This is a genomic window from Duganella sp. FT27W (assembly GCF_009295655.1).
Classification (GTDB): domain Bacteria; phylum Pseudomonadota; class Gammaproteobacteria; order Burkholderiales; family Burkholderiaceae_D; genus Rugamonas; species Rugamonas zoogloeoides.
In genome coordinates this window covers 302,820-318,233 of the sequence record NZ_WHIV01000005.1, presented here as the reverse complement: position 1 = coordinate 318,233, position 15,414 = coordinate 302,820, and the positions used below count along the sequence as shown (strand labels likewise).

At 63.3% G+C, this 15,414-nt stretch carries 13 protein-coding genes; 5 read left to right on the top strand and 8 right to left on the bottom strand.

Going from position 1 to position 15,414, the window contains the following annotated elements; genetic code table 11:
- Position 1: 1 nt before the first annotated feature.
- Genes hydA through F8197_RS23415 form a run of 6 tightly spaced genes read right to left on the bottom strand, consistent with a single transcriptional unit; the run spans position 2 to position 8,565 of the window.
- Positions 2 to 1,399 carry a dihydropyrimidinase gene (hydA, locus tag F8197_RS23440; protein WP_152883970.1) on the bottom strand — a complete coding sequence of 466 codons (1,398 nt, stop codon included), beginning with the start codon at positions 1,397 to 1,399 and terminating at the stop codon, positions 2 to 4.
- A gap of 10 nt (positions 1,400 to 1,409) precedes the next feature.
- Positions 1,410 to 2,954 carry an NCS1 family nucleobase:cation symporter-1 gene (locus F8197_RS23435; RefSeq protein WP_227012380.1) on the bottom strand — a complete coding sequence of 515 codons (1,545 nt, stop codon included), beginning with the start codon at positions 2,952 to 2,954 and terminating at the stop codon, positions 1,410 to 1,412.
- 55 nt (positions 2,955 to 3,009) lie between these two features.
- On the bottom strand, positions 3,010 to 4,302 hold the full coding sequence (gene preA, locus F8197_RS23430; protein ID WP_152883969.1) for an NAD-dependent dihydropyrimidine dehydrogenase subunit PreA: 1,293 nt from the start codon (positions 4,300 to 4,302) through the stop codon (positions 3,010 to 3,012).
- Positions 4,295 to 5,671 (bottom strand): NAD(P)-dependent oxidoreductase, encoded by a 1,377-nt coding sequence (locus F8197_RS23425; protein ID WP_152883967.1) that lies wholly within the window; start codon positions 5,669 to 5,671, stop codon positions 4,295 to 4,297. Before F8197_RS23425 ends, preA begins: the two co-directional genes overlap by 8 nt.
- A gap of 60 nt (positions 5,672 to 5,731) precedes the next feature.
- Positions 5,732 to 7,234 carry a CoA-acylating methylmalonate-semialdehyde dehydrogenase gene (locus F8197_RS23420; RefSeq protein ID WP_152883966.1) on the bottom strand — a complete coding sequence of 501 codons (1,503 nt, stop codon included), beginning with the start codon at positions 7,232 to 7,234 and terminating at the stop codon, positions 5,732 to 5,734.
- 14 nt (positions 7,235 to 7,248) lie between these two features.
- Positions 7,249 to 8,565 carry an aspartate aminotransferase family protein gene (locus F8197_RS23415; RefSeq protein WP_152883964.1) on the bottom strand — a complete coding sequence of 439 codons (1,317 nt, stop codon included), beginning with the start codon at positions 8,563 to 8,565 and terminating at the stop codon, positions 7,249 to 7,251.
- Between the two features lie 180 nt (positions 8,566 to 8,745).
- Here F8197_RS23415 and F8197_RS23410 point away from each other — a divergent pair, with 180 nt between their 5' ends.
- Entirely contained in the window at positions 8,746 to 10,206 is a 1,461-nt protein-coding gene (locus F8197_RS23410; protein WP_152883962.1) for a PLP-dependent aminotransferase family protein, read from the top strand.
- Between the two features lie 11 nt (positions 10,207 to 10,217).
- Positions 10,218 to 10,886, top strand: coding sequence for a TetR/AcrR family transcriptional regulator (locus F8197_RS23405; RefSeq protein WP_152883961.1), 669 nt, complete (start codon positions 10,218 to 10,220; stop codon positions 10,884 to 10,886).
- A gap of 135 nt (positions 10,887 to 11,021) precedes the next feature.
- Here F8197_RS23405 and F8197_RS23400 read toward each other — a convergent pair whose 3' ends face one another.
- Complete coding sequence (locus F8197_RS23400; protein WP_193333546.1) at positions 11,022 to 11,903, bottom strand: choice-of-anchor A family protein; 882 nt, start codon at positions 11,901 to 11,903, stop codon at positions 11,022 to 11,024.
- Between the two features lie 146 nt (positions 11,904 to 12,049).
- On the bottom strand, positions 12,050 to 13,129 hold the full coding sequence (locus F8197_RS23395) for a collagen-binding domain-containing protein (protein ID WP_227012379.1): 1,080 nt from the start codon (positions 13,127 to 13,129) through the stop codon (positions 12,050 to 12,052).
- Between the two features lie 301 nt (positions 13,130 to 13,430).
- Here F8197_RS23395 and F8197_RS23390 point away from each other — a divergent pair, with 301 nt between their 5' ends.
- Genes F8197_RS23390 through F8197_RS23380 form a run of 3 tightly spaced genes read left to right on the top strand, consistent with a single transcriptional unit; the run spans position 13,431 to position 15,381 of the window.
- Positions 13,431 to 13,688: a hypothetical protein gene (locus F8197_RS23390; protein WP_152883957.1), complete on the top strand. Its 258-nt coding sequence runs from the start codon at positions 13,431 to 13,433 to the stop codon at positions 13,686 to 13,688.
- On the top strand, positions 13,685 to 14,614 hold the full coding sequence (locus F8197_RS23385; RefSeq protein ID WP_152883955.1) for a sensor histidine kinase: 930 nt from the start codon (positions 13,685 to 13,687) through the stop codon (positions 14,612 to 14,614). Before F8197_RS23390 ends, F8197_RS23385 begins: the two co-directional genes overlap by 4 nt.
- A complete protein-coding gene (locus tag F8197_RS23380) occupies positions 14,611 to 15,381 on the top strand; it encodes a LytTR family DNA-binding domain-containing protein (protein ID WP_152883954.1) in 771 nt (256 codons plus the stop codon). Before F8197_RS23385 ends, F8197_RS23380 begins: the two co-directional genes overlap by 4 nt.
- Positions 15,382 to 15,414 lie beyond the last annotated feature (33 nt).

The window sequence follows — 15,414 nt, the reverse complement described above, 5'->3', positions numbered from 1 at the left end:
GTCAGAGTCCTCGTGTGGATGCTGTGAAGGCGGGACGGTCGATGTGGCGGCCAGCGCCCTCCACCGCCATCAGTTCGCCGCGATGGAATACCACGTTGCCCGCCGCCAGCGTGGTTGACGGGATGCCCTTGACGGTGCGCCCCTCGAACACATTGAAGCCGCCCTTGGCAAATTGCGTTTTGGCTGAAATGGTGCGGGTTCCTTGCGGGTCCCACACCACGATATCGGCGTCCGCCCCCACGGCAATCACGCCCTTGCGCGGGTAGATGTTGAAAATTTGCGCGGCGTTGGTGGACGTGACGCGCACGAATTCCGACGGCGTGAGCACGCCGGTATTCACACCCGCATCCCATACCACCGACATGCGGTCTTCCACGCCGCCGCAGCCGTTCGGGATCTTGGTAAAGTCATCCTTGCCGGCCGCTTTTTGCGCGGCGCAGAACGTGCAATGGTCGGTGGCGGTCGTGTGCAGGTTGCCGCTCTGCAGACCGTTCCACAACGCCTTTTGGTGGTGCTTGCTGCGAAACGGTGGGCTCATCACGTGGCCGGCCGCAAATTCAAGATCCTCGCTCTGGTACACGCTGTCGTCGATCACCAGGTGACCGGCCAGCGCCTCGCCATACACGCGCTGGCCGTGCGACCGCGCACGGGTAATCGCCTCGAGCGACTCTTCGCAGGAGACGTGGACGATGTACACCGGGGTATTCAATACGTTGGCAATCGCAATCGCGCGGTTGGCCGCTTCCGCTTCCACGGCCGGAGGGCGCGAAAGCGGATGCGAGCTGGGACCGGTCAGGCCCTGCTTCAACAAATCCTGCTGCAGCTGGTACACCAGCTCACCGTTCTCCGCGTGCACGGTCGGAATCGCGCCGAGTTCGAGCGAGCGGCGGAAGCTTTTCACCAGCGTCTCGTCGTCGGCCATGATGGCGTTCTTGTACGCCATGAAGTGCTTGAAACTGTTGACGCCATGGTCGCGCACCAGGATGCCCATGTCGCGGTGCACGGTGTCGTCCCACCACGTGATGGCCACGTGGAAGGTGTAGTCACCGGCCGACCTGGCCGACCACTCGCGCCATTGGTGATAAGCCTCGATCAGGTTCTGCTGCGGCGCGGGGATGACGAAGTCCATGATGGTGGTGGTGCCGCCGGCCAGGCCGGCCGCCGTGCCGGTGAAAAAATCGTCGGACGTGACGGTGCCCATGAACGGCAGGTTCATGTGCGTGTGGGTGTCGATCCCGCCCGGCATCACGTACTGGCCGGTGGCGTCGATCACCTTGGCCGATGCTGGTGCATCGAGGTTCTCGCCCACGGCCACGATCTTGTCGCCGTAGCACAGCACATCGGCGCGGAAAGCACGGTCGGCGTTGACGACGGTGCCGCCACGGATAATGGTAGTCATTGCAGTCTCCTTAGGGGTGGGCCGGCGCGCCGACGGCGGGCACGGTTTTCCCCTTCATCATGATCCCGTACACCACGGCGGAGATGGCAACACCAACAAACCACGCGTAGGTATAGATCGTTTTAAAACCGTCGCCCACGTCCGGGAACGACGCCGGGAACGCAGCATTGAGGAAGCCGGGAATATTGGGCAGCACGCCGACGATGAACGCCACCAGCGCCGCCATGTTCCAGCCACTCATTGGCCCACTGAGATACGAGTACTGGCCGCGCTCGCGGTACAGCTCCGCCACATCGAGTTCCGTCTTGCGCACCAGGTAGTAATCGACGATCAGGATGCCGGCAATGGGGCCGAGCAGCGCCGAGTAGCCGATCAGCCAGGTGAACACATAGCCCTGGGTCGATTCCAGTATCTTCCACGGCATCATGACGATGGCGATGGCCGCCGTCAGGTAGCCGCCGGTGCGGTACGTGATGCGCTTGGGCGCCAGCGCCGAAAAATCGTATGCCGGCCCCACCAGGTTGGCGGCCAGGTTGACCGACACCGTGTCGATCAGCAGGATAATCAGCGCCACCAGCACTGCCACGCCGGTCATGCGGCTGGCCAGGTCCACCGGGTCCCAGATCGCCTTGCCGTACAGCACCACCGTGGCCGACGTGACGATCACCGCCATCATCGACAGCAGTGCCATCGGCACCGGCAAGCCCACGGTTTGACCCACCACCTGGTCGCGCTGGGTTTTGGCAAAGCGGGTAAAGTCGGGAATGTTCAATGCCAGCGTGGCCCAGAATCCCACCATGGCGGTCAGCGATGGCCAGAACACGGACCAGAACTGGCCGGCCTTTTTACCGCCCTCGACGAACTGCGATGGCGCCGACAGCAGGTCGCCGAAGCCGCCGGCCTTGTTGTGCACCCATGCCAGCAGCACGAAGCAGATCAGGATTTTCAGCGGCGCGGTGTAGGTTTCCAGTTTGCGGATCGATTCCATGCCGTGCACGATGTAGTACAGCTGAATGGCCCAGAAGCCCAGGAAACACAGCAGCTGCGCAGCGTTGATGCCCAACACTGCGATCTTGTCGCCGCCGATCTCGCCGCCCATCAACACCCCGAGCAGGGTGTAGATCATCTGCCCGCCGAACCAGGTTTGAATGCCGTACCAGCCGCAGGCGACGATGGCGCGCATCAGTGCCGGCAGCTTGGCGCCGGCCGTGCCAAACGACGCCCGCGCCAGCACTGCGTACGGAATGCCGAACTTGGTGCCCGCGTGGCCGATCAACAGCATCGGCAACAGCACGATGGCATTGGCCAGGAAGACCGTGAGCACCGCCTGCCAGCCGGACATGCCGCCTTCGATCAAACTGGCCGACAGCGTGTACGCCGGAATGCACATCACCATGCCCACCCACAGCGCGGCAAAGTGGTACCAGCGCCACGTGCGCTGCGCGGCGGTGGTAGGCGCCAGGTCTTCGTTCCACAGTTGCGGGCTGACGGGAAGTTCACTGTTATTCACGGGACGGTCTCCAAGGGTTGACGGGCATGCTGCATCGAGTAACATCCTGCAAACGTTGCAAGTTTCGTACCCAGTACACCTACACTGCTGCCACCGTCTCTTACACCGCCTTTACTGCCGCCACGTTCTCCGCGCGCGGGTTGCGCGGGTCCTGGGTCCAGTTCATGTACGGCTTGCCGGTCTTCTGCGGCACCATCGTGATGCAGCCCTGCACCGGGCAGGTGATCTCGCACAGGTTGCAGCCCACGCACTCCTCCTTGATCACCTCGTAGGTGCGCACGCCGGCAGCGTCGATCAGCTGGCTGATCGACTGGTGCGACGTGTCTTCGCACGCCACGTAACAGCGGCCGCACTTGATGCAGTCGTCCTGGTTGATCTGGGCAATGACCTGGTAGTTCATGTTCAGGTATTTCCAGTCGGTGGTGTTGGGCACAGCCTTGCCCACGAAGTCGCTCACCTTCGTGTAACCCTTTTGATCCATCCAGCGCGACAGGCCATCCTTCATCTCTTCGACGATGCGGAAGCCATGCAGCATGGCTGCCGTGCACACCTGCACGCAGCCCGAACCGAGCGCCATGAACTCGGCCGCGTCGCGCCAGTTGCCGATGCCGCCGATGCCGGAAATCGGCAAGCCTTGCGTGGCCGGATCGCGGGCGATTTCCGCCACCATGTTCAGCGCAATCGGCTTGACCGCCGTGCCGCAGTAACCGCCGTGGGTGCTGGCGCCGCCCACCACCGGAAACGCCACCATCTGGTCCAGGTCCAGGTGCGTGATCGAGTTGATGGTGTTGATCAGCGAGACCGCATCGGCCCCGCCAGCCTTGGCGGCACGGGCCGGCGCGCGCACGTCGGTGATGTTGGGCGTGAGCTTGACGATGACGGGCAGCTTGCTGTGCGTCTTGCACCAGCGCGTGACCATTTCAACGTATTCCGGCACCTGGCCCACGGCCGCGCCCATGCCGCGTTCCGGCATGCCGTGCGGGCAGCCGAAATTGAGTTCAATGCCGTCGGCGCCGGTCGCTTCCACCAGCGGCAGGATATCGGCCCACAGCTTTTCTTCGCACGGCAGCATCAGCGAGACGATGATCACGCGGTCGGGCCAGTCCTTTTTCACCTGCGTGATTTCCTGCAGGTTGATCTCGAGCGAACGGTCGGTAATGAGCTCGATGTTGTTAAAGCCGATCACCTCGCGGTTCTTGCCGTACAGGGCCGAATAGCGCGACGAGACGTTGACGGCGGCCGGGTCTTCACCAAGGGTTTTCCACACCACGCCACCCCAGCCGGCCTCGAAGGCGCGCACCACGTTGTAGGCCTTGTCGGTGGGCGGCGCGGAGGCGAGCCAGAACGGATTGACCGATTTGATGCCGCAAAATTCGATGCTCAGGTCAGCCATTTGCGGCCTCCAGTTTAAGATTGATATCGCTGTGAATGGCGTGGGCCGCCAGCTTGCCGTGTTGTACCGCCTGCACCGTCAAATCCTGGCCCGGCGCCACGCAGTCGCCGCCGGCGTAAATCTTCGGCAGCACGGTGCGGAACTGGTCATCGACATGAATCTTGTCGCCGTCGCGCTTGAGCGTGGACGCCAGCGGATCGCTGATGCTGGCTACATCCATGCCCTGGCCGATGGCCTTGAAGATGGCGTCGGCCGCAATCTCGAACGTCTCGCCGGTGCCCGTCAAACGGCCGCCAATGTCGGTGGTGCGCTCGAAGCGCATGCCGCGCACGCGGCCCGCATCGTCCAGCAGCACCTGCTGCGGCTGCGCCCATGTGCGCATGCGCACCTGGTTGTCCTTGGCGATATGCTGTTCATGTTCGGTCGCGCTCATCGCTTCGAAACCACGGCGGTACACGAGCGTCACTTCCTCCGCGCCGAGGCGCTGGATCTGCACCGCCATGTCGATCGCCGTGTTGCCGGCACCGATAACGATGGCGCGCGATGGCAGCGGCAGCGCGGTCAGGTCGCTGGCCTGGCGCAATTCGGCGATGTAGTCCACCGCCGCCAGCAGGCCTGGCGCATCTTCGCCGGTCAGGCCCAATTGCTTGCTGGCGCCCAGGCCCAGGCCGAGGAACACGGCGTCGTACTGCGCATGTAAATCTTTCAGTTGCAGGTTGGCGCCGAGCTTCTGGCCATGGCGGATCTCGATGCCGCCGATCTCGAGCAGGAAGTTCACTTCCTTCTGCGCGAAATTGTCGGTGAGCTTGTACTTGGCGATGCCGTATTCGTTGAGGCCGCCCGATTTTTCCTGCGCCTCGAACACCACCACGTCGTTGCCCAGCATGGCCAGGCGGTGCGCGCACGACAGGCCCGCCGGTCCGGCGCCTACCACCGCAATGGTCTTGCCGGTGGATGCGGCGCGCGCAAACGGGTGATTGGAGAGCGCCATATTGTCGATCGCGTAGCGTTGCAGCAGGCCGATTTTCACCGGCTGCCCTTCCGCGTCGTGGTTGCGCACGCAGGCGTCTTCGCACAGGATTTCGGTGGGACAGACGCGCGCGCAGCTGCCGCCCAAAATGTTTTGCTTGAGGATGCCGGTGGCGGCGCCGTTGATGTTTTCATCGTGGATATTGCGGATGAAACTGGCGACGTCGATGCCGGTCGGGCAGATGCGCGTGCACGGCGCATCGTAGCAGTACAGGCAGCGCGCGCTTTCGATCGCGGCCTGGCGCGCATTGAGCGCGGGCGCCAGGTCGGTGAAGTGGGAAGCCAATTGGGCATTGGCTTCCTTTGGGTGCGGCATGTAGTTCAGAGATTCGATCATCATTCTTTTTTCCTGGCGAGATACTGCGATGCTTGGTGTGAACGTGATGCTGAAAGAGCGGTCTTACTTCATCTGAGGGAATGCAAATTCCGCGCCAGCAGTGGAGGTATTCGGCCAGCGTTCCATCACCGCTTTATGGCGCGTGTAAAAGCGCACGCCTTCGGGTCCGTACGCGTGATGGTCGCCAAACAGGCTGCGCTTCCAGCCCCCAAAACTGTTGAACGCCATAGGCACCGGCAGCGGTACATTCACGCCCACCATGCCCACCTGGATCTGTCGCACGAACTCGCGCGCGGTGCCGCCGTCGCGCGTGTAAATCGCCACACCGTTGCCATACTCGTTGCGGTTGATCAGCTCCACCGCGCTGCCCACGTCGGACAGGCGCACGATGCACAGCACGGGACCGAAAATCTCTTCCTTGTAGATGCTCATATCGGGCGTGACATGGTCGAATAATGTACCGCCGATGAAGAAGCCGTTCTCGCGTTCGGGCACCACGTGGTTGCGGCCATCGACCGCCAGCGTGGCGCCCTGCTCCACGCCTTCGCCAATCAATTTCTCTATACGCTGCTTGGCCGCGCTGGAAACGACAGGCCCCATTTCGGCGTCATGCGCCATGCCGTCGCGCACTTTCAGTGCGGCCGTGCGCTGTGCCAGTGCATCGATGATTTTGTCGCCGGCGTCGCCCACCGCCACCACCACGGAAATCGCCATGCAGCGCTCGCCGGCCGAACCAAATGCTGCGCCCATCAGCGCATCGACCGTCATGTCCATGTCGGCGTCGGGCATCACCACCATGTGATTTTTGGCGCCGCCCAATGCCTGCACGCGCTTGCCCGCCGCGCAGCCGCGCGCATAAATATATTCGGCAATCGGCGTGCTGCCGACAAAGCTCAAGGCCTGAATCGAGGGATGATCGAGCAGCGCATCGACCGCCAGCTTATCGCCCTGCACCACGTTGAATACGCCGTCCGGCAGGCCCGCTTCCTTGAGCAGTTTGGCGTGCAAGAGCGAGGCCGACGGATCGCGTTCGGACGGTTTCAAAATGAAGGTATTGCCGCAGGCGATGGCCAGCGGGAACATCCACATTGGCACCATCACCGGGAAGTTAAATGGCGTGATGCCGGCCACCACGCCCAGCGGCTGGCGCACCGACCACGCATCGATGCCGCGCGAAATCTGTTCGGTGAATTCACCCTTGAGCATTTGCGGAATGCCGACCGCGAACTCCACCATCTCGATGCCGCGCGCCACCTCGCCCTGGGCGTCGGCAAAGGTCTTGCCGTGTTCGAGCGTGACCACCGCCGCGAAATCGTCCACGTGCTGCTGGCACAGTTGCAGGTATTTGAAGAGCACGCGGGCGCGGGTCAGCGGCGGCGTGGCCGACCACGATGGAAACGCTGCTTCTGCTGCGCGCACGGCGGCATCCACCTCTTCCCCGCTGGCCAGCGCCACGCGGGCGACCGGTTCGCCCAGTGCCGGGTTGAAGACATCGGCGTAACGGCCGGAAGCCGTGTCCTGCTTGGCGCCGTTGATGAAGTGGGTGATGGTGTCAAGTTGGTTCATGTCGTTAGTCCGCTTCAATCGAGGTTTTTCAAAATCGTGGCCAGCTTGCCGAACAACTCGTCGACGTGTTTTTTCTCGAGCACCAGCGGCGGCGAGAGCGCGATGATGTCGCCGGTCACGCGGATCAATACGCCGTCGGCAAACGCCTGCTTGAACGCGGCAAACGCGCGCGCACCGGGCTTGCCGGTAATCGGCGCCAGTTCGATGCCGGCCACCAGGCCAATGGTGCGGATGTCGATCACGTGCGGCAGGCCCTTGAGCGAATGCACGGCATCGGTCCAGTACTCGACCATGCCGGCCGCGTGGCCGAGAATGTCCTGTTCCTTGAACACTTCCAGCGTGGCTAGCGAGGCCGCGCAGGCGACCGGATGGCCCGAATACGTGTAGCCGTGGAACAGTTCAATGCCCGGTGGCGCATCCATGAACGCATCGTGGATGTGCTGCTTGCTGAATACCGCGCCCATCGGAATGGTGCCGTTGGTCAGGCCCTTGGCGGTAGTCATCAGGTCCGGTTCGACGTCGAAATAATCGGCTGCGAACGGTGTGGCCAGGCGGCCGAAACCGGTGATCACTTCATCGAAGATCAACAGGATGCCGTGCTTGGTGCACAGCTCGCGCAAGCGTTTCAGGTAGCTTTTGGGCGGCACCAGCACGCCGGTGGAACCGGCCACCGGCTCCACGATCACGGCCGCGATGGTGGACGCGTCGTGCAGCGTGACGATGCGCTCCAGCTCGTCGGCCAGTTCGAAGCCGTGTTCCGGTTCGCCGCGCGTGTAAGCGTTTTTCTCGAGGTTGTGCGTGTGCGGCAGGTGATCGACGCCGGGCAGCATCACGCCGTACGGCTTGCGGTTGCCGGCGATGCCGCCGACCGAAATGCCGCCGAAGCCCACGCCGTGGTAGCCGCGTTCGCGGCCGATCAGGCGGGTGCGGCCAGCCTCGCCGCGCGCGCGGTGATAGGCCAGCGCCATCTTCAGCGCGGTGTCCACCGCCTCGGAACCGGAGTTGGTGTAGAACACGTGGCCGAAGCGGTGGCTGGTGTAGTCCATCAACCGGTCGGCCAGTTCGAACGCGGCCGGGTGGCCCATCTGGAACGTGGGAGCGAAGTCGAGCTGGCCCACCATTTCGCGCACGGCCGCGACGATCTTCGGCTGCGCGTGGCCGCACGGTACGCACCACAGGCCGGCAGTGCCGTCGAGGACGCTGTTGCCATCGACATCCTTGTAGTACATGCCTTCGGCGGAGACCAGCAGGCGCGGGTTAGCCTTGAAATCGCGGTTGTTGGTAAACGGCATCCAGAACGATGCCATCGAGTCGGGGCGGGACAGGTTCATGCATATCTCCATGAAGGGGAATTTTTGACGACCCGTAAAAAAATTTTACAAGTGGCAAAACGATGATGCAATAATAGTCAGCGATATAACTATGGCACATATACACAGACGGTAAAACAGTCCAACCGTATCGGTGGTAAAAACAGTACAGTTTCGCTTTGGCTAGCGGGGAACGCAACGATGGAATCGGCAAGCATTGTGGTGGATCAAGCAGACTGTGCGGCAGCGTGGCCGGTATTGGCCATAGAGCGCAGCAGGAAGGGCAGCCTGGTCGAGCAGATCGTGGCCGCGATTGCCGCCATGGTGGGCCGCCGCGAGTTGCGCATCGGCACTAAAATGCCGTCGGTCAGGCAGTTTGCCAAGTGTAATGGCATCAGTACCTTTACAGTTGTGGAGTCGTACGACCGCCTGGTCACGCTGGGGCTGCTGATGTCGCGCCGTGGTTCCGGCTACTTTGTTGCGCGCCAGGACTTGCCGCCGGCCATGACGCCGATGGCCATGCACACCATGCCCACCGCCATCGACGCCCTCACGCCGGACCTGTATTCGGGCGTCTCCGAGGCCCTGGCGGCCGGCGTGGGCTGGCTGCCGCCCGAGTGGTACGGCGACGACACCGTGCTCGACGCCGTGCGCCATGCGATGCGCATTCCGTCGAACCGGCTGCGCGGCTACGGCCACTCAATGGGTTTTCCCACACTGCGCCATCACATGGCGGCTACCCTCAGCGACGACCTGTTCCCGGTCGATCCCGAGCAGATCCTGCTCACCCACGGCGCCACCCATGCGTTCGACCTGATCCTGCGCACCCTCACCCGCCCCGGCGACACGGTGTTCGTCGAAGATCCCGGCTACAGCAACCTGCACTCGCTGATCCTGCACCACGGCTGCATCGCGGTCGGCATTCCGCGCGGCGAGCACGGTATCGATGTCGAGCTACTGGCGCACCAGGCGGCCCTCACCCAGCCCAAGCTCATGTTCGTCAACACGGTGCTGCAAAACCCGCTGGGCACATCCCTGAGCGCCGCGCAGGCGCACCGGCTGCTGGCCCTGGCCGAGCAGTTCGACTTCTGGCTGGTGGAGGACGATATCTACCGCGAGCTGGCGCAGCGCGGCGAGGCGTCACTGGCAGCGATGGACGGCCTGCGGCGGGTGATCCGCGTGGGCAGCTTTTCCAAGACATTGTCGCCGGTGCTGCGGGTGGGATCGATCTGTGCGTCCGCCTCGCTGCTGCCCGAGCTGCTGCGCGTGAAAATGCTGGCGGGACTGACCACGTCCGAGATCAACGAGCGCGCCGTGTACCACGCCATCAGCGCACGGCCGTATAAACGCATGGTGGACAAGCTGGTGGCGCAGCTCGAAGCAGGCCGCGAGCGCACCATCGAGAGCCTGCGCAGCGCGGGCATGGCGCCGCTGGCCAAGCCGCGCGGCGGCATGTTCGTCTCGGCCGGCTGGGATGTTTCACCCCTCCCCGACTGGAACGGCAAGACCATCGCCGATGCGGCGCTCAAGGCCGGCATCCTGCTCTCGCCGTGCGATTTCTTCATGCTGCGACCGCCCGAGTCGGTCTGGTTCCGCTTCAACGTCGCCTACAGCAACCACACGCAACTGCTGGACTTCCTGCAGTCGGTCCGTCCTGCCTGAAAGAGCTGAACATGTCGATCGTCAAACTGCCACCAGCACCACGGATCAAGCGCCGCGTCATCAACCGCGACAAGCTTGAAGCCGACATCGTAGTCGTGGCCGTGCGCGTGTTTGCCGAAAGCGGCTACGAGGGCGCATCGATCGCCACCATTGCCGACCGGGCCGGCCTGTCGAAGCAGAACCTGATGTACTACTTCCCCACCAAGCAGGCCCTGTACGAGCGCGTGCTCGACGATGTGCTCGACGACTGGCTGGAACGGATGGACAGCCTGGCGGCAGGCGACCAGGAGCCGCAGGCGGTGCTGCGCGCCTATGTGCAGGCCAAGCTGAAGTTTTCGCGCGAGCAGCCGTGGGCGTCGCGCGTGTATGCGATGGAGGTGATCAGCGGCGCCCAGTTGTACGGCGCGCAGATCCAGCGTCGCGTGGTGCCGCTGCTGCGCAAGGATATCGCGGTGTTCGAGCAGTGGATTGCAGCCGGCAAGATCGCCCCGGTCAACGCCACCCACCTGCTGTTCGCCATCTGGGCCATGACCCAGTCCTACGCCGACTTCGCACCGCAGATGGCGCTGGTGCTGAACCGCAAGCAGCTGGGCAAAAAGGATTTCGACGACGCCGAACAGCTGATCGTCGATATGGTGCTGGCGGCGGTCAGCGTGCCAGCAGCAACCAAGAGCGTCTGACAACCGCTGCAACGCCGCCGTCAGCGTTTGACCAGAAAGCGCCAAGAGCGCCTGACAACCGCTCAGGGCAAGGCGCAGCGCCGCAGGCAGTACGAACGTACGGCAAGGCGCTGCAACGCCGCCCTGAGCGGCTTGTCAGGCACTCTTGCGGCGGCGGGCTACGACGCCCATCAAACCCAGGCCCGCCAACAGCATGGCCCAGGTTTGCGCTTCCGGCACGGCAGTGGCAACCAGCTCCAGTCCCGGCACGTCAACGGCGGCAAAGCCCCCGCCAACGGCGTTACCGATGGTCACCGACGAATTCCAGTCATTGACTACCACCGTGCCGTAGATAGTGCCGCTGCCACCGGTCACGGTAGCCTTGGGCGCCAGCACGTTGGCGTTGAAGCCATTCTGAAAATTGAGGGTGGTGGCGTCGGCAAAGTTGAACAGCACGTTGTAGCCGTCGAACGCGCTGAAGCCGCCCTTGAACGTGGCGCTGTCGCCGAGGAAGTTGACGATCAGCGTGGCGCCCGCGCTCAGGTTCGAGAAGCTGTACCAGCTGCTGGAATCGAGCCAGCTGGCGTCGAGGTTGATCACTTCGACCTGGCTGTTGGTGCCGTTGATGAAGATGCCGTTCCATTTTTGCTCGGTACTGGCAGTAGGCGTCAGCGCCGCCAGCGCCTTCGAAGTTTGCGTGAGCGACGTGGCCAGCGCGTTCAGGTCGGCTGGCGCGGCGCCGGTGATGACCGGGCCCTTCAGGGTGCCGCTCTGGTTCAGGTAGCTGGTGCCGCCCACGTAGGTGCTGCCGTGGTCGACGCTGCCGCCGGTGAACGTGAAATCGCGGCCAGCAACCACGGCGTAGTCACCGTAGGCGCTGTTTTTGCTGGTATTGACGGAATAGTTGGCCAGGCTGATGTCGCGGCCGGCCAGGATCGATCCATCCACCCTGCCGCTGCCGGACTTGAAATCGTTGAACGAATAGACAGCGGCGCCACCCAGGTCGATCTCGAGCACGTCGGCATGAACTACGGTCATTGCCGAGGCAAGGGCAACAGACGAGATGAAGCGGGCGGTAATTGTCGAAACGGACATGGCAGGGGTTCCCTTTTTAGGTAGAACCCCCGAGTCTAGCATAAATTATATTTACGCAAAACATTTTCTATTTCTACAATCCAACAAATTTAACCCTGCTTGCGGCGGCGGGCCATGAAGCCCAGCATGCCCAGGCCGGCCAGCATCATGGCATAGGTTTCCGCTTCCGGCACGGCCGTGGCCAGGCTGCCACTGAACTGTTGCAAGTGCACTTCGCCCTGCTGATTGAATGCCTTGGCATACACGCCGCCCTCGACATTGGCGCCGCCGAGGTTGCTGAACGTACCGTCGGCGACCACGACCTGGCCGACAAAGGTACGGTCCACGGTCACGCTGGTGGCGCCGGCGAAGTTCCAGATCAGCGAGCTGCCCAGGCTGTTTGGAGCGAGGATGTTGGCGCTCAGCGACAGGACCTTGTTGTCGGTGTTGAAGATCACCGTGCTGGCGTTGGTCAGGTTGAACGCGAACTCGTTGGTATTGGCCGAGAAGATCTTGCTGTCGAGCGAGGTCAGGTCGAATACCAGCACGCCGCTGGCATTGCCGGTGCCGCTGAAGGTCACCTTGTGGTCGTTGTTGGAGAATCCTACCGAGGTGCCGGTCGTGCCCTTGAGCGCCGCCAGCTTCGTGCTCATATTGTTGATCACGTTCGAGAAGTCGGTGCTGTTGGCGGCGGCGCGGGCAGCGTCCATCACGGCAGTGGTCGAGGCCAGCGGACGGTTGTTATTGGTTCCACTGTAGCTGGCAGCGTGGCCCTTGCCATTGAAGTTGACATTGGTGGCGGCCCCAGCCACCCAGGCGTCGCCATTGAACGTCGACGAGGTGGCGCTGCCGCCCACGTAGGCCTGGCCGGTGTTGACGATGATGCCGTTGGCGCTGCCACCTACCACGGCGCCGAGGCCGTTTACATGCAGATTGCCGCTGGCGCTGCCGCCCACGGTCAGGCCGGCATAGGCCGACTTGGCGGTGTCCGAAGCGTGCTGGACATAATCGCCGCCCTGCAGGTTGCCGGCGACATAGGTGCGGCCATCGACGTGCGACGTCGAAGTCATATCGCCCTTCACCACCACGTTGAATTGCTTGAGCATTTCATCAGCCGTCAATGGCGCGGCGTGTGCAACGCCTGCGAACAGGGTGGAAGCGGCAAGAGCGACACAGGTACGAACCATCATGGTGACTTATCCTTAAAAATTGGTGGAAGGTTGTGATCGGGATCAGTTAGATTCCATATCCACAACAACAATTGCGATGATATCACCATAATTGCAATTTGAATACTTTATTTTTTGCAATTGACAATTTTTTTCTGCAACGCACCATCCACGCCTGGCTACAGTCTCGCCCCACTTGTCGCGCGCAATCGCCGCTGATCCCGCCAAAACCGCAGTTGATCGGAAACCGCGCCCGGACGACGGCCGGCACGGCTACAGTGACTCCATCAACACTGATCGACACTTCACCAGGGAGACCACCATGAGCAACTTTTTCCACAACGCCGGCAATGTCGTCGATGAAATCACCCGCGCTTTCACCCAGGCGCTGCGCTTCGGTGCGCGCACCATCCGACGCCTGTCCTGGCCGGCGCTGCTGGGCGCCGCACTGGTGCTGGCCTTCATCGTCAGCATCCTGCCGCTGGCCTTGACCCTGTTTGCCATCTTCCTGGTGGTGAAACTGGTGATGGGCGCCTGCGACGGCCAGCGCGGCCGCGTCATCAAGGAGCCGCTGCAATGAAAAAGGGCCGGCTGACCGCAGCCGGCTACAGCAACGCCAAGGGCGCGCTCGACATCGTGCGCGAAATCGGCGAGATCACGGCCACCCTGTGGTGGCGCTTTTTCGACTGGCTGGCCCAGGTGGAATGGCGCAAGCTGGTGATCATCTGGCTGCTGGTCATGATCTTCGGCATGACGCCGTTCGGCCATCCCGAGCAGACCGGCGCCTTCATCGTGCTGTCGCTGGGACTGAAGGTGCTCGCTGGCGGCAAGCGCCGCGCCGAACTCGAAGCGCGCGACGCCACCACCCATGCCGACGAAGAAGGCCTGGAACGGCGCCTGGTCGAAGCGCGCATGGCCGCGCTGCAGGCGCAGGTGGAGCCCCACTTCCTGTTCAACACCCTGGCCCTGATCGGCCAGTTGATCGAGACCGATCCACCGCAGGCCGCGCGCATCCACCAGAACCTGATCGACTACCTGCGCGCCACGCTGCCGCAGATGCGCGCACGCGGCGCCGGCACCCTGGGCCGGCAGATCGAGATGTCGCGCGCGTATCTGGCCATCATGCAGGCGCGCATGCGCGCCCGGCTGGCCGTGTCGATCGATGTGCCCGACGAGATGCAAAGCGCGACCTTCCCGGTGATGATGCTGCAGATCCTGATCGAAAACGCCATCAAGCACGGGCTGGAGCCGAAGATCGCGGGCGGACGCATCGACATCCGCGCCAGCGTCGAGGGCCAGGTGCTGCAAGTCGATGTGCTCGACGACGGTATCGGCTTCAATGTGCACGCGGGCGACGGCCTGGGGCTGGCCAACGTGCGCGAGCGGCTGCGCATCCTGTACGGCAACCGCGCCCAGCTGGTGATCGAGGCGCCGCTCACCGGCGGCACCCGCGCCAGCATCCGCCTGCCCTATGCGCCCGACATCTTTGCCGGCGGTGCGCCATGAACCGCCCTACCGCGCTGATCGCCGACGACGAGGAAGGCATGCGCGAGCAACTGCGCAGCCGCCTGCGCGACGCCTGGCCCGCGCTCGACATCGTGGCCGAAGCGGCCAACGGCATCGAGGCCGTGGCGCTGGCCGGCCAGCACCAGCCCGACATCGTCTTCCTCGACATCCGCATGCCCGGCCTGTCCGGCATCGAAGCGGCGCGCCTGCTGTTCAGGCGCTGCCACCTGGTGTTCGTCACCGCGTACGACCAGTACGCGATCGAGGCCTTCGAACAGGGCGCGCTCGACTACCTGATGAAACCGGTGGGCAGCGAACGCCTGAAGACCACGTGCGCGCGCCTGCAGCAGCTGGTGGGCCGCCAGCCGACCGACATCGAGCGCCAGCTGAAAGCGCTGCTGACACAGCCAGGCCGACCGTCCGCAGCGCCGGCAGCGCCCGACTACCTGCGCTGGATCCAGGCCGTGGTGGGCGCCAACCTGCGCATGATCAGCACGCGCGAGGTGCTGTACTTCCAGGCCGACGAAAAATACACGCGGGTCCAGACCGGCCAGTCGGAAGTGCTGATCCGCAAACCGCTCAAGGAGCTGGCGGACGAGCTCGACCCCGACGAATTCTGGCGCATCCACCGCTCGACCCTGGTGCGGGTGGACGCCATCGAAGGCATCACGCGCGACCTGCGCGGCCGGCAAATGCTCAAGGTACGCAACCATCCGGCGCTGCTGGAAGTAAGCCGGGGCCATGCCGGCAAGTTCCAGCAAATGTGAATACGCTTGATGGGGATCAGGCTATACTGAATT